At 45.9% G+C, this 18,480-nt stretch carries 15 protein-coding genes; 4 read left to right on the top strand and 11 right to left on the bottom strand.

What is annotated here, in order from left to right; all coding sequences use genetic code 11:
* Window positions 1-97: 97 nt before the first annotated feature.
* Window positions 98-2,425, bottom strand: a complete 2,328-nt coding sequence (locus tag ABGV42_RS18245) for a heavy metal translocating P-type ATPase (protein WP_347382900.1) — start codon at window positions 2,423-2,425, stop codon at window positions 98-100.
* A gap of 228 nt (window positions 2,426-2,653) precedes the next feature.
* Between ABGV42_RS18245 and ABGV42_RS18250 the strand changes: the two genes are divergently transcribed.
* Entirely contained in the window at window positions 2,654-3,025 is a 372-nt protein-coding gene (locus ABGV42_RS18250; RefSeq protein ID WP_347382901.1) for an ArsR/SmtB family transcription factor, read from the top strand.
* A gap of 105 nt (window positions 3,026-3,130) precedes the next feature.
* On the opposite strand, the gene ABGV42_RS18255 is transcribed toward ABGV42_RS18250, so the two are convergent.
* The 10 genes from ABGV42_RS18255 to ABGV42_RS18300 form a co-directional block, all read right to left on the bottom strand.
* Entirely contained in the window at window positions 3,131-4,291 is a 1,161-nt protein-coding gene (locus ABGV42_RS18255; RefSeq protein WP_347382902.1) for an AI-2E family transporter, read from the bottom strand.
* A gap of 302 nt (window positions 4,292-4,593) precedes the next feature.
* The gene (locus ABGV42_RS18260; RefSeq protein WP_347382903.1) at window positions 4,594-5,628 is read right to left on the bottom strand and encodes an LLM class flavin-dependent oxidoreductase; all 1,035 of its coding nucleotides are present in this window, start codon (window positions 5,626-5,628) and stop codon (window positions 4,594-4,596) included.
* Between the two features lie 159 nt (window positions 5,629-5,787).
* Window positions 5,788-6,099, bottom strand: a complete 312-nt coding sequence (locus ABGV42_RS18265; protein ID WP_347382904.1) for an ArsR/SmtB family transcription factor — start codon at window positions 6,097-6,099, stop codon at window positions 5,788-5,790.
* 92 nt (window positions 6,100-6,191) lie between these two features.
* A complete protein-coding gene (locus tag ABGV42_RS18270) occupies window positions 6,192-6,773 on the bottom strand; it encodes an NAD(P)H-dependent oxidoreductase (protein WP_347382905.1) in 582 nt (193 codons plus the stop codon).
* 120 nt (window positions 6,774-6,893) lie between these two features.
* Window positions 6,894-7,268: a MarR family winged helix-turn-helix transcriptional regulator gene (locus tag ABGV42_RS18275; RefSeq protein ID WP_347382906.1), complete on the bottom strand. Its 375-nt coding sequence runs from the start codon at window positions 7,266-7,268 to the stop codon at window positions 6,894-6,896.
* 193 nt (window positions 7,269-7,461) lie between these two features.
* Window positions 7,462-8,139 (bottom strand): NAD(P)H-dependent oxidoreductase, encoded by a 678-nt coding sequence (locus ABGV42_RS18280; protein ID WP_347382907.1) that lies wholly within the window; start codon window positions 8,137-8,139, stop codon window positions 7,462-7,464.
* Window positions 8,140-8,369: 230 nt separating this feature from the next.
* On the bottom strand, window positions 8,370-8,828 hold the full coding sequence (locus ABGV42_RS18285; RefSeq protein WP_347382908.1) for a DUF523 domain-containing protein: 459 nt from the start codon (window positions 8,826-8,828) through the stop codon (window positions 8,370-8,372).
* A 60-nt stretch (window positions 8,829-8,888) separates the two neighbouring features.
* Window positions 8,889-10,145, bottom strand: coding sequence for a hypothetical protein (locus ABGV42_RS18290; RefSeq protein ID WP_347382909.1), 1,257 nt, complete (start codon window positions 10,143-10,145; stop codon window positions 8,889-8,891).
* On the bottom strand, window positions 10,142-10,720 hold the full coding sequence (locus tag ABGV42_RS18295) for an RNA polymerase sigma factor (RefSeq protein ID WP_347382910.1): 579 nt from the start codon (window positions 10,718-10,720) through the stop codon (window positions 10,142-10,144). Before ABGV42_RS18295 ends, ABGV42_RS18290 begins: the two co-directional genes overlap by 4 nt.
* Before the next feature lie 190 nt (window positions 10,721-10,910).
* Window positions 10,911-11,645: a class I SAM-dependent methyltransferase gene (locus ABGV42_RS18300; protein ID WP_347382911.1), complete on the bottom strand. Its 735-nt coding sequence runs from the start codon at window positions 11,643-11,645 to the stop codon at window positions 10,911-10,913.
* A 159-nt stretch (window positions 11,646-11,804) separates the two neighbouring features.
* Here ABGV42_RS18300 and ABGV42_RS18305 point away from each other — a divergent pair, with 159 nt between their 5' ends.
* The 3 genes from ABGV42_RS18305 (at window position 11,805) to ABGV42_RS18315 (ending at window position 17,868) form a co-directional block, all read left to right on the top strand.
* Complete coding sequence (locus tag ABGV42_RS18305) at window positions 11,805-13,160, top strand: MATE family efflux transporter (protein WP_347382912.1); 1,356 nt, start codon at window positions 11,805-11,807, stop codon at window positions 13,158-13,160.
* A gap of 547 nt (window positions 13,161-13,707) precedes the next feature.
* Complete coding sequence (locus ABGV42_RS18310; protein ID WP_347382913.1) at window positions 13,708-16,701, top strand: hybrid sensor histidine kinase/response regulator; 2,994 nt, start codon at window positions 13,708-13,710, stop codon at window positions 16,699-16,701.
* Between the two features lie 39 nt (window positions 16,702-16,740).
* Window positions 16,741-17,868 carry a response regulator gene (locus ABGV42_RS18315; RefSeq protein WP_347382914.1) on the top strand — a complete coding sequence of 376 codons (1,128 nt, stop codon included), beginning with the start codon at window positions 16,741-16,743 and terminating at the stop codon, window positions 17,866-17,868.
* Window positions 17,869-18,480 lie beyond the last annotated feature (612 nt).

An 18,480-nucleotide genomic window follows, 5' to 3' on the forward strand; every position in this document is an offset into this window, starting at 1 on the left:
CTCTCTCCATACTTCCCTGTAAACATGGCCTGCAGCCAAAAAAATAAAAAAACGGCTCTACGTATATACGAAGAGCCGCGTCATTCGTTTCGAAAACTTAAATGTTCTTCACACGCAGCACCCGCATGGCGTTCAGAACGGCCAGGACCGTGACGCCCACATCGGAGAATACGGCCTCCCACATCGTGGCTATGCCGAACACTCCCAGCAAGAGGAAGATCACCTTAACACCCAAGGCAAAACCGATATTTTGCCAGACAATCATTCGTGTTCGCTTCGCAATACGGATTGCGCTTGCCAGTCTGGATGGTTCATCCGTCATGATGACCACGTCTGCCGCTTCGATGGCAGCATCGGAACCGAGTCCTCCCATGGCAACTCCGACATCCGCGCGAGCCAGTACAGGTGTATCGTTGATACCGTCCCCGACAAACACCATTTTCTCCTTCGGAGACTTGCCCGCTTCCAGCTCTTCCAGCCGTTCGACTTTGTGCTGTGGCAGAAGCTCAGCATATACCTCATCCACTCCCAGCTCACGACCTACGGCTTCACCAACGGCTTTGGCATCGCCTGTGAGCATGACCGTTTTGCGGATGCCAAGTTTCTTCAGTGCCTGTATGGCTGCTGCAGCATCATCCTTCACTTCATCCGTAATGATCAGATGACCGGCATATACACCTGCTTCGGCAACGTGTACCACTGTTCCTATCGTTTCTGGCTTGGTGTAGAGAAGACCCGCCTGCTCCATCAGTTTGGCGTTACCTGCCAGCACTTCACGCCCATCCACACGGACTCTGATCCCGTGCCCGGCAACTTCGTCGTACCCTTCAACACCTTGTGTACGAATATCTTTGGCCCAAGCTGCGCGAATGGATTCGGCGATCGGGTGATTTGAATGGGCTTCCGCAATTGCTGAGAGTTCCATCAATTCATCTTCTGAGCGTCCACCTTCCGGACGAATAGCCGTTACGTTGAACACACCTTTGGTTAATGTACCCGTTTTATCAAAAACAACTACTTTCACATCATTCAATGCTTCAAGGTAGTTGCTGCCTTTCACGAGAATCCCGTTACGGGAAGCAGCCCCAATCCCGCCGAAGAATCCGAGTGGAATGGAAACCACCAGTGCGCATGGACAGGAGATGACCAGAAAGACCAGTGCACGATAGATCCAATCGGCGAATGCTGCACCACTAAGCACGAGCGGTGGAACGAACGCAATCAACGCTGCAAGAATAACGACGACCGGCGTGTAGTAACGGGCAAATTTACTGATAAAATGTTCGGTCTTCGCTTTGCGGCTGCTGGCATTCTGTACCAGATCCAGAATCTTGGATACTGTCGATTCTCCGAAGGTTTTGGTCACTTCAATCGTCAGCATACCATTCTTATTCACAAAACCACTGAGTACATCACTTCCAGGCTCCAATTCACGAGGTACGGATTCTCCTGTCAGAGTAGACGTGTCCACCATGGAATGTCCTGCCTTCACAATTCCATCAAGCGGAACCTTCTCACCCGCTCGGACAACGATGCGATCACCAATACGCACATCTTCTGGAGAGACACGCTTGGTCTCATCGCCGGAACCGATCAGAATATTGGCATAGTCCGGACGAATATCCATAAGCGACTGGATCGACCTGCGTGAGCGGTTAACCGCCATACCCTGAAACAGCTCCCCAAGCTGATAAAAGAGCATGACTGCTACCCCTTCTGGATACTCACCAATGGCAAAAGCACCAATCGTCGCAACCGACATCAGGAAGTACTCGTCGAATACCTGGCCGCGAATGATATTTTTGAATGCCTGGAGGACGATGTCTCCTCCTGCGATCAGATAGGCGACTACATAGAGTGCAAGCTGTGCCCATCCGTCCAGCGGGGACCAGATGGCCGCAGCAAGTAGTGCGGAGCCGGCAGCAAGCCGGGCAAGCAGCACTTTCGTCTGTCCAGCACCATGCTCGTGCGAGTGCCCGGCATGCGCATCATGATCATGCGCATGCTTCTGATCACCATGACTTTGGTTATGGTGATGCGCTCCTTCATGATGATCATGGTCATGAGCATGACCCGCATGATCGTGGGTATGTCCTTCAGCTGCAGTGCCTACATGTGTATGCACACTGCTGTTCAAGTGACCTCCCGGCCCGGCAGAAGCATGATTGCCAAGCGGTGATCTCCCTTTTTCCGAGATGCGAATGTGCGGCTCAAGCCGCAGGACCTTACGCTTCGCTTCTTCCAATACGTGCTCATCCATATCGGAAGTCGTATGCACCAGCAAGGTTTTAGTTACGAAATTTACGGAGCAATCCGTGATACCCTTTATTTTCTTGACGCCATTCTCAATCTTCAGTGCACAATTGGCGCAGTCCAATCCATCCAGCAGCAGTTCCCTTTTCACCTGTTCCTGACCGGTTCCCATGTGAATTCTCCCCTTTGCAGTACGAAACAGCATTATGATTCTAATTAAAATTAATATATGAGCAATCATTCATATGTTTTGATTAACCCTATTATATGCACGCCTAAACTGTAGTGTCAACGATCGATGTAGATTTTACATACAGAATATGCTAATAGTAATCATTTCGCTTTAGACGTTTTTTGGATATAATAGGCGTATAGTTGTTAGCATAGGCGGTGATAGGAAATGGAACAACCGGTTAAAGCGCCAGCAGAATGTGATGCGGCCTGCTCGGGAACGGAAGCGGACGTAGAATCCATCCGCACATCCCTTATTGATCGGGAGACTTCTTCCGAGATGGCGGATTGGTTCAAGGCGTTCAGTGACCCAACACGTCTACGTATTATTGATGCGCTGTTGCAAAAGGAATTATGTGTACATGATCTGACGGTGCTGCTTAATATGGGACAGTCGGCCATTTCACACCAGCTGCGTTCACTTCGCAACATGCGGATCGTCAAGCGTCGCAAGGAAGGCAAGACGGTATATTACTCCCTGGATGATACGCATATTGAGCAGATCTTCCTGCAAACGCTCCAGCATATTAAACATGGCTAGGCCGAAGCCAGCCTGTTCAAACAAAGAGAACCCCTGTCTTTCGGCTGTTGCCGATGACAGGGGTTCTCTTTCGTTAAGGGTACCGTTTTCCACATGTAGTAAACTTTACAGTAGATTGTTATTATTCGGATCATACAGACCAGAACGGCTCTTGAACCAGTTGAAGATGTGGGACACACAGACCTTGAGTACCGCATAACCCGGAACGGCCAGCAGAATGCCCACCACACCAAACAGATTACCTGATGTCAGGATGACAAAGATAATCGTAATCGGATGGATTTTGAGCGTTTTGCCCATGATCTGCGGGGAGATAAACTTGCCTTCAATCAGCTGCACAATCGTCCATACGGCCACCATTTTCAGCAGCATCACTGGAGAAGTCACCAGCGCCACAATTAATGCAGGCGTAATGGCGATCGCAGGTCCCAAATAAGGCACCACGCTGGTAAAGGAGGCGATAATGGCCAGAATCAGTGCGTAATCCAGTCCAATAATCATATAACCGATATAGAGCAGGATACCGATACAGAAGCTCACGATAATTTGCCCGCGAATGAAAGAACTGATCTGGTGGTTAATGTCGTGAAGTACCTCCATGGCACCTGTACGGCTCTTGATAGGCAGGAACGACAGGATCTTCTCCGGAAGCTTCTTCCCGTCCTTAAGCAGGTAGAACAGAATAAAAGGCACCGTTACAATGGACAATACCGTTTCGGTAAAAGCTCCAAGGAAACCGCCGAGTTTGTTCCAAGTGGAATTCAAAATCTCTGTTGCTTTCTCGGAGATGGTTCCCCACCAGTCCTGCCAGTTCATGTTCACCGTTTCCTGGACCTGACTGAACAGCTGACTGCCCGTCAGCTCCTCGAACTGCTGTCTGACATTTTCACTGTACATCGGGAAATTGGCGATAAGTCCCATAATTTGATTGCGGAGCACCGGAATAACTGCCAGTACAACAACCGTCAAAATGCCGCCGATCGCAAGATAAAGAATTAGTATCGACCATCCGCGCTTAATCTTCCACTTTTCCATCACATCCACCAACGGATTCAGCAGATAGTAGAGAATACCTGACAGGATGATTGGCAGCACAATCGTCTTAATTAGTACCGCAATCGGATGCAGAACAAAGGATATCTTCGTTAGCACCATCACGTTTAATCCTACCAGCAGCAGAATGAGCAGAAATAGGACAAACTTATTGTTCAGAAAAAACCGCTTGAACCGATCCGGCCAAATGCGGGGTTGTTGGGGTTGCTCCATGGGCATGTCTTCCTCTCTTATGTATCTGATCATGATCAAAAATAAGCTTTCCTACTGCACGCCTCATGCACATGCGAATAAAGAAACTTGTACAAGCCAACATATGTATAATGCTCTTGGTTTATACGTACGGCTCTTTTAACCGTTTCAAAATAGACCGTAATGTCATTTTACCCTAAAAAATCAAAACTGCCTCATATATTCATTGGGATAAGTTCTTGATATGAGAAAAAGGACCGCCTCTTGCGAGGCGACCCGTAAGTGATTCAGCTATTTTATTCCTTGTTCATGTGCTGTTAAGGTTATGCCTTACCCGCCAATTGTGCAATTAATTCATAAGAATGCAGACGTGCCTGATGGTCATAAATCATGGACGTAATAATAAGCTCATCCGCTTGTGTCTGGGCAATGAACGATTCAAGCTGTCCACGTACCGTCTCAGGTGAGCCATTCACGGCTGCTTTCAGCGTTTGCTCCACTCCGGCTTTCTCGCGGTCAGTCCATTTGCCTTCCATGTCGGCTGGTGGCTGTACCAGTCCTGTCGTCCCGCGGATGATGTTCAGGAACTGCTGCTGCATCGTTGTACCGAGCCATGCTGCTTCTTCATCCGTATCCGCAACAACCGCATTCACACCCACAATAACGTGTGGCTCCTTCAGTGTATCGGAAGGTTGGAAGCTGCTTCGATAGGTTTCAAGCGCTATACGGGTATAATCGGGCGAGAAGTGGCTGGCAAAAGCAAACGGCAATCCGAGCTGCCCTGCCAAACGTGCACTGAAATCACTGGAGCCCAGCAGGTAAATCGGGATGTTCAATCCTTCACCTGGCACCGCACGAACAGGTGCATGATACGATGTAGCTGATGCATCAAAGTACGCTCTAAGTTCAGCCAGCAATTCCGGGAAATCTTCTCCGCTGTTCAGATCTTTGCGCAGTGCAAGAGACGTACGGCGGTCACTGCCTGGTGCGCGGCCCAATCCAAGATCGATACGGCCCGGATACAGTGATTCCAGTGTACCGAACTGCTCCGCAATAACGAGTGGTGCATGGTTGGGCAGCATGATGCCACCTGAACCGAGACGAATTGTATTCGTGCCACTGGCCAGGTATCCAATCACTACTGATGTTGCAGAAGAAGCAATGCCGGGCATATTATGGTGCTCAGCTACCCAGTAGCGATGATACCCCCAACGCTCGGCGTGCTGTGCCAGATCCAGACTGTTACGGAGCGCATTGGCAGGCGTGGCACCCACAACGACAGGAGCCAGATCCAGAATGGACAGCTTCACGTCGCTAATATGTTGTTTATGGGATGGGACTTGGTTATCAGTAGTCATTATGAGAAGTTCTCCTTTGGTGAATTATATTTTTGTATATCCAGATATATAGATGTAAAAAGACGTGAAAATAGGAGTTACAATAACGTTCTTCGCCGTTTACATCCGGACGGAATCCCCGCCTGCAGCTGCATTTTTGCTTCCGTCCTGGCGTCCGGCTTATAACTCGTGCTGTACATACTCGGCAAATTGACGAATGGTTTCTTCGTTGCGGCGATAATACGTCCACTGGCCCCTGCGCTCAGAGAGCAGCAGCCCGGCTTTGAGCATAGTCAGCAAATAACTGGATATGACGGATTGAGCCAATCCAGCCTTCATCTGAATGGTTCCGACACAGATTCCACTCTTCCCTGCATCCGGATGTTGGGACAATTCCAGAGGTGGGAAATGCTGCTCCGGATCTTTGAGCCATGACAGTATCTGCCTGCGTGTCTCGTTAGACAAAGCTTTAAATATGAGTAAAGGTTCCATGGGTAAGATTATACCCCCTTTCTTCTATTTTGCAAACCAAACAGGTCGATTCATGATGCGAATCGACCTGCCAATTGTTGCATTAGTCTTCGTTAGAATTTGGTGCTTACCGTTTGCTTTACTTGCTCTAGCATGGATTGATAAGCTGCATCATCCAGATATCCGATACTGCCAAAGAACAAATGATCCACGGATTCAATTCCTACGAAATCAAATATTCCGACATCGGAAGTCATTTTCATACCGGCAGTCATGCCAATCTGGTCATATATGTCACTAGGTGTACCGTGTGTATTGATGATCAGTCCTTTTTTGCCTGTTAACAGCTTATCGATTCCTGCTTCGCCTGAGGCATAAGCAAAACCATATGCAAATACCCGGTCAACGTACCCTTTCAAGATTGCCGGCAGCCCTGTCCACCAGATTGGGTAGATAAACGTAATTGCATCGGCATCCGTGATAAACTTCTGCTCTGTCGCAATATCCTGTGGATTCTGTCCTGCTCGCATGGATGCCGTGTCAGCTGCGCTCAATACAGGCTGAAATTCCAGAGCATACAGATCACGAACAACAACTTCATGACCTTGGGCTTCAAGTGCTTCTACAGCCGTGTTTAGAATGGCGCGATTGAAGCTGTCTGCGTGGGGATGTGCATATACGATAAGATGTTTCATAATAGATTACCTCCAGGTTATTGTTATATTATGCTTCTGCATAGTGAAGCAATTGATACTTAGTAATCGAGGTCATACATAGACGTCTATGTATTATCCCAAAAAAATTTTTTTCTTTTTTTACAGCTTATGAACGATTCCAATCAACAGACTCTCCAGCTGTTCTGCTTGTTCATCCGTCATATCGCCATAGACCATTTTCTGAATCGTCTCCGATACCTGTTCAAAAATGGGCTTTAGCTGCCGTCCTTGCTCTGTGAGGCGAATAAACGTCACCCGACTGTCTTCGGCACTCTTACTGCGTTCCACATAGCCCAGTTTCTCCAGCTTGTTTACAAGCACGGTCACCGTTGGTTGTGTTCGATGGACACGTTCGGCCAGCGTTTTGATGGACAACGAATCTTCACGGTACAAGAACATCAGAATATCCCCGTGGGATGGAACAATCCCTGTAACATCGTGCTGCTCCAGTTCCTGAACAATACGTTTGTTCACATGATCCCTGATCCTGGCAATAAGTGCGATTGCATTATATTTTGGCATGTCCTCATTATACATAGACATCTATGTATATGCAACAATTTTTTATATAGGATATTATCTAATCGTTGGGCATCTACAAAAGTAGCCCCTGCTACCTCCTTGACGTAACAGGAGATAGCCGAGGCCCACTTCATATGAAGTTATTTTACTCAATCCATTGTGTAATCTTGTCCAGAGGCTGCCGAGACTTCTCACGTTTAGGTTCCTCTGCACGATAGCCAAAGGCCGCCATCATCGAGATGTCCCATGCTCCATCCTCCAGCAAACCTTCTTCTTCCAGAATACGATGAACATCCTGGTAGCTGAACCCTTCAATCGGGCAAGAATCAATGCCGATAAGAGCTGCCGAGGTCATCATATTGCCAAGTGCAATGTATGTCTGTTTGGATGCCCAATCGAATAGAGTTCGTGGGTTCTCAAGCAGACGCTGGTTATTTTGGAAATTTCCATATGCTGCACTTGTTAATTCAAATACATCGTCAGGCATTCCCTTAATCTCTTTAAGCATGTACTCCGCATAAGGTGAATTATAACTCGCATCCGAGCGTGCCAGGATGACCACGAAGTGGCTTGCTGTCGCCAATTGCTTCTGAGCCCCGGAAGAGACTTCGGACAAGCGCTGGCGAAGCTCTGGTTTTTGCACAATCAAAAATTTCCATGGCTCGAATCCGATTGAGCTCGGTGATAACCTTCCCGTTTCCAGAATAAATTCAAAATCCTCCGCTGTAATTTTGCGTAAATCATCAAATACCTTCGTTGCATGCCGGAAATGATATGCGTTCAAAATTTCTTCCTTTTTCATTGTTTGTGTTGTAGGCTCCATGAATCTCCACGTCCTTCTCTTTTTTTATTAAATGGTATGCTGACTCTCGGTGTCTTCATTATTTTCTCACTTGCTTAAGTATTAGTTTAGAATCTATAACCACAAATTAAAAGTACGCACATTATTGTTGCTCAGTATTTAAAAGTAAGTATTGTGTTTTTTCATAGAGAAAAAGCCGCTTCAAGAATATGATTATTCTCCTGGGCGGCTTGTTCCATACCTTGTATGCTTTACAATTGTTTCATGAATTCAATTTCCGAAATGACTTCATAGCCTTCTTGCCGAAGCAGAACGGATGTGACGCCTTCACCTTGTACCTTGTGATTCGCGAAGTTACCATCATAGATGGCTTGTGTGCCGCAGGAAGGACTGAATTCCTTCAACACAATACAAGTAACATCCAGTCTTTTGGCCCATTCCAGCGTTTGATAGGCTCCCTTAATATACAGATCTGTAACGTCCCTGCCACCTTTCTCAATCACCTGTGCTATGCCAGCGAGCACATCCTTGCCTGTACCTCCGATAATCTCTGCCGGTTCCCGCGGGGTGGAGAATCCGCCGAGCAGTTCCGGACAGACCATCATGGCCTGCTCTTGCGCTACGAGCTCCTGAATCTTCTCATCCAGACTCGCTGTTCCGTTGTAACGGCAGGCTACACCAGCAAGACATGAACTCACCAAATATTTCATCGTTATGCTCCTTATGCTCCAATCATCTATTAAATTGATTGTACCATATGAAACCAAGGCTTAGAGGTCAATCCTTGTAATCATTGTAATCCTTGCATCGTCTTCATATCGAACCTTAAAAGTATTGTAGATCTTTGTCTCTGCTGAACGGAATGTGGCCATTCCAGGCGTATTTGGATCTCTTTCAAGTTTATAATGATCAAGATCAATACCGAACATTTTTTGGATTATGGGTGCTGCATTCTGCCTGATTATTTTTTCATCCAAGGTAAGTAATTTCTCAATGTACTGCTCATGATCCTCTATGGTGACGAAATCTGGAACCACCCTCTGAAAATCCATTACAGTATATTCATTGCTAAATCTCCCACCAACACGACTTACCACATATCGATCACCAAAATACAGGTCCGTTGTTTCCTCAAGCTGTTTATCATTTTGAGTAAACGTTACACTTTTCAAAGCAGGTGCTGGCTCACCAGACAAGGCTTCAATCGTACTACTCGCATTGGTTATCAGATCTGTGGACACTGTGTCGCTACTTACTGTACCAGACACCGAAACTGCCTCATCTCGTGTCCACTCAATGCTGCCACTGCCCTTCCCATTCTCCAAAAATAATGTGGTGAACCATACAGGCTTCTCCTGACCCTGTTTCATCTTCACATAACGTCTGGCTGAGATCGGCTTCAGCGTTGGATCGCTGTTAATGCCTTTAAGAAGCCCAGGGACTTGACGCAGAAACCGGTACTCCAGCTCGCTGCCAGGCATCTCACTTCGCATATCGGCTTCCACCAGTGCTCCAGTCTTCCCATCCAGCCACATCTTGGCATACTCTGATTTATTCACGTCGCCAGCCTCGATATATACCCAGCCGGTAATTGGACCTTTCTTAGCGTAATGGACTTCCAGTTGTTTACCTAGATAGTCTCTCATCGTCATAGCCACAGTTTGCTTCATCTCGCTTGTTAGCAGGTTCATGCTAGGGTCCTCCGAGAGCTGCAGAGCAGACACAGGATAAACTTTCTCTACAATGGGTTCCAGAACCTGTCCATTCCATATAATAGCTACTGCAGCTACTGCCGCAACTGTTGTCACTACAACAACTTTCCGGGGACTTGAACGAACACTGCGACGGTTCCGCTTCATAGTGTGTTGTTTCTGTTTGTGATCTGGAGCATCATTGACATGTTCCTCACCCGATTTCATCCATTCCACCTGACGAAGTACATTCTGCTTGTGCTGGTCTTGAAAAGGAGACGATGCAAACGGCTCCTTGCGGATTTCTTTTTCCCAGTCCTCATCCTTGAACCTCATCTATTTCTCTCCTCCCATTGCTTCCGCACTTTATCTTTGCCCCGTGATAATCTCGATTTCACTGTACCTGTACTGATTCTCAGCATTTCCGCAATTTCGTTCATGGTGAGCTCATACTTCAGATGCAGCAATAAGATTTCACGAAACTTATCCGGCAGAGCCATAACGATGTCCCAAATTTCATGTACATGCTCCCTACTTATTACCTCGGCTTCAGCTGAGGGATGGGCATATTGTGCAGGCGTCATCTCACGAATATGTGAAGGTCCCTGTTCTGATTCGATCGGAAGCGTCTCCCCCCATAAACTGCTGCGAAAAAACCTCGATTTCCGGTATGTAAATGTCGTATTTCTAGTAATGGTGAGCAACCAGGTTTTCAGGGAGCACTCCCCGCAAAAGTGTTTGATCCCGGAGTATGCCCGAATAAATACTTGCTGTGATATTTCGTCTGCCTGCTCTGTACTTCTGGTCAAAAAGTAAGCATAGTTCCACACATCATTCCCATAGTCATCCATCATGCAGCTGAGTGTGTAATTGTCGATCGTCTGGGCTTGGGCCAGAAATTGATATTCCAACGGATGTTCACCTCATTTAATAAGACTGTATCATTTCCGGTTTAGTTCCCGATCCGATCAATTTCTCATTTCTTTTTTAAAAATTAAATAAAATAAACCAGCAGGGTTCCAACGATCTGAACCTACTGGTTAAGCCGTATCCAGGCTATGCCCCCTAGTACTAATCTTTCTAATCAACTTTACGGATAGCTCATGCTTTAACCGCTGCAATCATGAGAAACATGGGACGACGATTCTCGTCTCGCATACCCGGTATTTGATCCATCATCTCAGGTGAAGGTTTGGACTCAGCCACCTGCTGAATCACAAATCCCGCCTGGATCAGTCCATTCAGATGAGTTGCCAACGTTCGGTGGTACTTGACCACGTCTTGGTTCAGGAAATTGGCGACACGCTTCCCCTCCTGATGATAGTCATCCACAGGCCAATGCATAATCTCACCTTGAGGCCCATAGTGCCAATCCTGCGCAGCACGAGCCGTGAAGATCGGATGTTCCACTGAATATAGCAATGTACCACCCTGGACAAGGCAAGCATGGATTTGAGCAAACACCTGATCCAACTGTTCAATGTAGTGCAGTGCAAGCGAGCTAATGACCACATCGAATTGTTCAGGGGCAAATTCAATATCTTCAATGGCCATATGCCTGTACTCAATCCGAGAATCATCGGTCATCTCTCGTGCACGCTGCAGCATATTCTCAGATAGATCCACGCCAATAACTGATCTGGCCTGCTGCTCCCGTGCATACCGGCAATGCCAGCCAAAGCCACAGCCCAGATCCAGTACATTTTTGTCCTTCAACTCAGGTAGCATGGTTCGCAGTTTATACCACTCACCTGCCGCCTCAAGCCCTTGAGTAGAACGAGCCATCTGACTGTAGTTCCTGAAAAACTCTGCCTCATCATATTTGTTCTGCTTCATATAACAGCCCCCTTCTTTATTAATAAAGACCACAACTACATAAACGATGTTTACAAGGAAAAGTTGCCAAGCAAATTCAACCCATGTTATTATACAGAACGAACGTTCAGTATTATTTATATACAGAATGAACATTCAGTTTATTAAACGGAGGTTATTATGAACACGAACTGGACGCATCCCCTGGAAAGGCAATCTGTAGGAAAGGCTTTTGTAAGCTACCTAGTGCCATCCATACTGGGGATGCTGGTCATTGCTTTCAATTTTATTATCGATGGTATCATGGTCGGGCACAAACTTGGATCCACTGCGCTCGCCGGAATTGGTATTGCTTCACCGGTATACACCCTTTTCGTTGCGATGTCGCTATGGATTGGCATGGGTGGAGCCACCCTGTATTCAACCTATATGGGCAAAAGGGATATAACCACTGCCAAACAAATCTTTACGAAATCGATTACGATTATATTGTTGATTACGATGGCAATAGGATATACCGCATTTACGTTTAAGGACCAGCTGGTCTATGCTTTGGGCGCCAATACCGAAACGTTCCCATATGCCGCTGACTATATGAATATCTTGCTGCTGTTTGGGTTTGTCTTCACTATCGAAAATGCCCTTACCATCTTTGTCCGTAACGACGGTGATTCCAACACCTCCATGTACGCGCAGATCACATTTGCCGTAGCCAATATCGTATTTAATTATGTAACATTATATGTGCTCGAATGGGGTGTGCGAGGGGTGGCCATCGGTACGATTGTCTCGGCATCTCTTGCCCTGCTCGTCCTGTTGTCTCATTTTTTCAAAAAATCAAATAATCTTACCTTCACTCGGTTCAAGTGGAATACCAAACTACTCGGAACCATTGTTCTCATTGGATTTCCCAGCTTTCTTGCCGAACTCGGCATGTCTGTCTTCTCCATCTCACACAACATCTCCCTGGACCGGATTGCGGGTACGGATGGTGTAGCATCCTTTACGGTACTGAATTACATCCATGGCGTAGTGTTGCTGGCATTTCTGGGTCTGGCTTCTGCTGCCCAACCTTTGGTCAGTTACTATCATGGAGCCAAAAAGATGGCGCGTGAAAAACAAACCATTCGTATAGCCTCCAGAACGGCTCTGGCCTGTGGTGTTATACTGCTGCTTGTCGTACAGTGGGGAGCACCTTATTTTGTGCAAATTTTCGGAAACTTTAGTGAAAGCGTCACAAGCAATGCCGTGTACGGGTTAAGAATATTTACTTTTGCATACCTGTTTATGGGGATTAACTTTGTTATGAGCACCTATTTCCAATCGGTTGGGAATGCCAAAATGGCGATCTGGATCACGGCTGCACGTGAGATGATCATCATGATTGCATTGATTGCAATCCTTCCACCTTTCTGGGGCGTAACAGGCGTGTGGCTTGCTGTGCCTCTCTCTGAGATGTTTGTCCTCGTGACGATCGCCGTCTATTATAGGAAACGTTCCGTTACAGAGAAGATACACAGTTTAACTATTGAGTAGAATGTTACCGTAGCAAACGACAAAAAAACTGCCTGTCCACAAAGGATTCGGCAGGTTTTTATACTCTAATTCGGCTGAAACGCTATAGAGTGATCAATGAATCAACCCATTATCCCAATTATATTCGAATATCGAATCGGCCGTTGTTGCATTCGCAATTTCTTTTGCCGTTTCGCTTTTTGTTTCTCCAGCGCACTGGTATTGGTAGAGCTTGAAGATGCCGATATGTAGGATTCTGTTGAGCTTGCTGTTGAAGAAATATTCATATTCATTCTCCTCTCTTTCTTCATTCCACTATATCCCACTGAGATGATTCTAACGTTAATTTCAACTGAAAGGTTACTGAACGTCATACCTATGATTTATAGAGGTTTTTCGAGAATTTTGTCGAATATGAGAAGTTATGAAAAGAACAAAATGGTATATCAATCCGAAAAGTATAACGCTTCTTCTTGTTTTTATTACCATTCTCACCGCCTTCAGGCTCGTGTGGTATAACTACTCACAACCAGCTGAACGACCTGTAATACATCATGGTGTTCTTAATTTGTCATCACTGGATTTGAGTTCTTCCAAGCCGATTACCCTGGATGGCGAGTGGGAATTTTATCAGGGACAAGCAGACGTACGAACCTCTCCCGAAACATTCAGGAGTTCACAATCCATCCAGGTACCCGGAGACTGGAAAGAGCAAGATGTCAACGAAAACGGTAATCCGTCTGAGCCAGGTACGTATCGGCTGCGAATACTTGCTGACCTTAAACCCGATGAGGTGTATACGTTTTGGTTTAACAAGATTCAATCGGCCTCCCGTGTCACCATTAACGGCAAGGTAGCAGCCGAATTCGGGGCGTTTGATCCTGCTTATATTTCCGGAGCTTTTGGTTATCCAGAGTATAGTACATACACGGCTTCATATGTAGCACCTGAGCATGCGCAGGGCATTTCTGAAATTGAACTATTCGTGGAGATCCACCCTTATGCAGAGCAGGTCCATGGAGGAATCATTTCTTCCGTTCAGTTTGGCACCCAGGCTGCTATTGATAGCAAGCGTTGGTATTCCATTGGATTCCAGTTATTTACGATCGTTATTATGCTTCTGCACATGATCTATGCCTTTATCCTTTTTTTGTTCAAACCAAGTCAAAAAGAGTTTTTGAAGTTCGCGCTGCTGTTGTTAATTGCTGCCATTACGATCTCGACGGATAATGATAATCTGTTCGCTCAGTGGTTACCATTCAGTTATGCCTGGACAGTCAAGATCAGGCTAGCCGCTTATATTCTTCTGTCGACCCTGATTCTAAGTTTGACGCACAGCTTTTTTAAACAATATACCAAAGTCTGCAAAGTACTCTACGGAATTAGCAGTTTATATATTGCCAGTCTGGCTTTTATGCCCTTTCTGGCCGTAACCCAATCGGCATGGTTATTTTACACCTTATTTAATCTGCAATTAGCCGTGGCCCTCTGGATGATCCTTAAGATAAAAATTAAAAAATTGCCAGACGGCTTATTCCTAATCATGGCCGCACTGGCCATACTGTCAAGCTGTCTGTGGGGCATAGTACAGCATGCAACCCATTTGCCTGCAACATTCTATCCACTGGATATGATTGCAGCCATTATCTGCTTTTCATCCTACTGGTTCAAAAAGTACTTACGCCATATGATGGAAAATGCACGTTATGCTCTTCAATTGGAACGCAGTGACAAGATGAAGGACGAATTTTTGGCCAATACCTCTCATGAGCTTCGTACGCCACTGCATGGCATCATCAATATCGCAGAGAACGTCATCAGCAACGAAAAGGCAACACTCCAGGAAACTAGCGTGCAGGATATGAAACTGCTCGTCCAGATTGGACGCCGCATGTCTACCTTGCTGAATGATCTTATGGATATCGCCCTGCTGCAGGAAAGACGTATTGCTCTGCATCCGGAACCAGTTCGGCTGCAGTCCATCGCTTTTGGCGTAGTGGACATGCTAAGGTTTATGATTAAAGGCAAACTGCTCACGATTAAGGTAGACATTTCGGAAGAACTGCCTCCGGTCTGGGCAGATGAGAAGAGACTTATTCAAGTTATGTTCAATCTGGTGCATAATGCCATCAAATACACACCGCATGGTGAAATCACCATTCAGGCCATCCATTATGGTAATACCGTTTCAGTGCATGTGAAGGACACGGGAATTGGCATGGATGAGGAGATGTCCCGCCGTGTATTGGGAAGATATGAGCAAGGCGATGATGGAATGAAGGATGGTGGTGGGTTCGGGCTGGGCCTAAGCATTTCACTTCAGCTGCTGCAGCTACATGGGTCTGACCTTGAGGTTGAATCGGCACCAGGCAGGGGATCTGATTTTCATTTCAGCCTTCCGTTATCAAGCCAGCACATCATCTCAGCCAATTCTATGGTTCAACATGAAGTACATGTTCCAAACCACCATTTTGAATGGTCGGCTGATACGCTTCCGGCCTATGATCTGGCCGCTGCTGCTGAGTGGGATGATTCCTCGTCGGCAACTAAAATAAGCATTCTGGCCGTCGATGACGATCCTGTAAACCTGGAAGTCCTTGCGCGCATCTTGTCCAAAGATATATATGAGATTGTACCCGTGTTATCAGGTCAGGACGCGCTCGATCAGCTCTTTTCAAGACCTTGGAGTCTGGTGATAGCAGATGTGATGATGCCCCACATGTCGGGATATGAATTAACCCATAGAATCAGAGAGCGGTTCACTCTTGCAGAACTCCCCGTTCTCCTACTTACAGCCCGGAGCCAGCCTGAGGATATCTATAACGGTTTTGCCGCAGGGGCAAGTGACTATGTGAGCAAACCGGTAAATGCACTCGAGCTGCAGTATCGTGTAGGAGCGCTCACTACGCTCAAGCAATCGTTCACAGAGCATCTGCGGATGGAGGCTGCCTATCTTCAAGCACAGATCCAGCCACATTTTTTGTTTAACACCCTTAATTCCTTAATGGCACTAAGCGATATAGATACTGAGAAAATGAGAAAATTAGGCGATGCCTTTTCAACATATTTAAGATACAGTTTCCAATTCATTAACCTGCAGCAACTTGTGCCTCTGTCTCATGAGTTGGACCTAGTCAATGCCTATTTGTACATTGAGAAGGAACGATTCGGTCCACGAATCGAGATCAAACGTAACATTGAAGCCGACCTTAACAGCATCAAGCTGCCTCCTCTTACTCTGCAACCGCTTGTTGAGAATGCGATTCGTCATGGATTGCTGAGCAGAAGAAGTGGTGGCACGCTCACCATAGACGTGGAACGTCAAGATGGAGGAGTTTACTTTCGCGTTTCTGACAACGGAAAAGGAATGAGTCCCGATGAAGCTGATAAAGTGCTTGGCCTTCGTTTTGGCTCTTCTGTGGGCGGAATAGGACTGAGAAATACCAATCGTCGGCTCCTGCAGCTGTATGATTCAGGATTAACCATCTCCAGCATGACTGGGGTTGGTACGACAGTCTCCTTCTTCATTCCTGATGAGGTTCACTTCCCTTATAACCAATAGTCTTAATGTGAAACCACACTAAGAAAGGAGATCATAACCATGCTTCGTGCCGTGTTGATTGATGATGAACAACTGGCTCTACTTCACTTGGAAAGCCTGCTCAAAAAGTTAGTTCCGATCACGATAGCCGGCGTATTTATGGATGCCGAAACTGCATTAGAACAGATCCCTGCCTTAAGTCCAGACATTATCTTTCTTGATATACAAATGCCTGAAATGAATGGCCTGGAGGCAGCCGAAAGGCTGGTCTCTCTGTGCCCCTCGGCTGAAATCGTGTTTGTTACGGCTTATGATAATCATGCGCTGGAAGCATTTGAGTTAAATGCACTGGATTACGTACTTAAACCCCTTAACTTGGATCGGCTCTCCAAAACGGTAAATCGTATACAGAAGCGAATACGTTATGCTGTTGCCACTGAAGAACCCGAAGAGGTAACCATAAGCATGTTCGGTTCATTAAAATTATATAGAGGATCTGAAGAGCTGCCGATTAAATGGCGAACCCAAAAAACTCAAGTTTTGTTCGCACTGCTGTTTCAGCATGTCAACGAATTTCTCAGCAATCATACCCTCATTGAGCAAATATGGCCGGATATAGATATCGAGAAAGCCCGCAGCTACCTATATACAACCGTCTACCATATTCGCCGTTGTCTCAAACAGGTTAATGTAGAGCTTGCCATTGAAAAAACAAGCGGTGCAGAAGGATACTGTATGCGACTGGGGGGCAATGTCAATCTAACGAGTGAGTGGGAGCAATCCCTACGTAGCTTGGAGTACATTACTCCTGATAACGAAAAGCAAGCCAGAGACATTTTAGATATATACAAGGATGACTACTTGAAAGAATTTGATTATTTATGGGCTTTCGCTGAACGGGAAAGGCTTCGTAATCTTTTTGTACATCATGCCCTCAAATTAGCGGCTTATTATACAGAAAAGGAAAACTGGATGGAAGCCCTGGCTTTGTACCAGCGTCTGTGTCATGTCCAACCGTATTATGAAGAAGCATACTTAAAACAAATGGAGATATATGACCACTTGGGGGATTATGGTTCCGTAGAAGCCCGATATCAATCTCTTCACCATCTGCTTCAGCAAGATTTGGATACAGCTCCGACACCCGAAATTCGTAACTGGTATGAGCAGTGGAAAGACAGAGCCTAGTTATCTCCGTTTTTTGAGTTTAGGATATGGGATATTCTTACGGTTTTAGTTTTCCTAATTTGAACAATTCCTTTGTCTACGTTTACTTTCGTATTGGCCTATCTTTGTGCTCCTTGATTTGATTCCCATCCTGCTTTTAGTCGGTTTTCACCTCGTTCATCTGGACCCGACTGTTCAGAATTTGTTAAGTTCACTATGTTAAAGTTGTTTCATTAACATGATTGGATGGTGTACGAACAAATGAACAAGGCATATTTCGAGGAAATGCATAAGCTGGGGCATGATGATGAACTAAGATATCAACTTCTCATTAGAGGGGTAAAGCAGCTATTAGAAGATCAGAAAAAGGAACGCATCAAGCGCGCCCGATTATTGAATATTCGTAAGAAGAGCGCTCCTCAGGCTTCTCACTGGTCTTAAACATACTAGAAATAATAAATAATAATGGTAAATAGATAAGAGATCTCACTAAATTTAATCTAACATAACCACCAGAAGGATTTACCTATATGTAATTCTAACCATAAACGTTCTTATGAATCATAAGAAGAGAAGGCACTATTCAAATGAATAGTGCCTTCTCTTCGCTTTCAAAGCAATCTTCCTTATTTA

The sequence above is a fragment of the Paenibacillus pabuli genome (assembly GCF_039831995.1).
In the GTDB taxonomy this organism is placed as follows: domain Bacteria; phylum Bacillota; class Bacilli; order Paenibacillales; family Paenibacillaceae; genus Paenibacillus; species Paenibacillus pabuli_C.

Coding starts and splice junctions, on each gene's coding strand:
- ABGV42_RS18245 (WP_347382900.1), bottom strand. CDS start 2,425: ATGGGAACCGGTCAGGAACAGGTGAAAAGGGAACTGCTGCTGGATGGA.
- ABGV42_RS18250 (WP_347382901.1), top strand. CDS start 2,654: ATGGAACAACCGGTTAAAGCGCCAGCAGAATGTGATGCGGCCTGCTCG.
- ABGV42_RS18255 (WP_347382902.1), bottom strand. CDS start 4,291: ATGGAGCAACCCCAACAACCCCGCATTTGGCCGGATCGGTTCAAGCGG.
- ABGV42_RS18260 (WP_347382903.1), bottom strand. CDS start 5,628: ATGACTACTGATAACCAAGTCCCATCCCATAAACAACATATTAGCGAC.
- ABGV42_RS18265 (WP_347382904.1), bottom strand. CDS start 6,099: ATGGAACCTTTACTCATATTTAAAGCTTTGTCTAACGAGACACGCAGG.
- ABGV42_RS18270 (WP_347382905.1), bottom strand. CDS start 6,773: ATGAAACATCTTATCGTATATGCACATCCCCACGCAGACAGCTTCAAT.
- ABGV42_RS18280 (WP_347382907.1), bottom strand. CDS start 8,139: ATGGAGCCTACAACACAAACAATGAAAAAGGAAGAAATTTTGAACGCA.
- ABGV42_RS18285 (WP_347382908.1), bottom strand. CDS start 8,828: ATGAAATATTTGGTGAGTTCATGTCTTGCTGGTGTAGCCTGCCGTTAC.
- ABGV42_RS18290 (WP_347382909.1), bottom strand. CDS start 10,145: ATGAGGTTCAAGGATGAGGACTGGGAAAAAGAAATCCGCAAGGAGCCG.
- ABGV42_RS18300 (WP_347382911.1), bottom strand. CDS start 11,645: ATGAAGCAGAACAAATATGATGAGGCAGAGTTTTTCAGGAACTACAGT.
- ABGV42_RS18305 (WP_347382912.1), top strand. CDS start 11,805: ATGAACACGAACTGGACGCATCCCCTGGAAAGGCAATCTGTAGGAAAG.
- ABGV42_RS18315 (WP_347382914.1), top strand. CDS start 16,741: ATGCTTCGTGCCGTGTTGATTGATGATGAACAACTGGCTCTACTTCAC.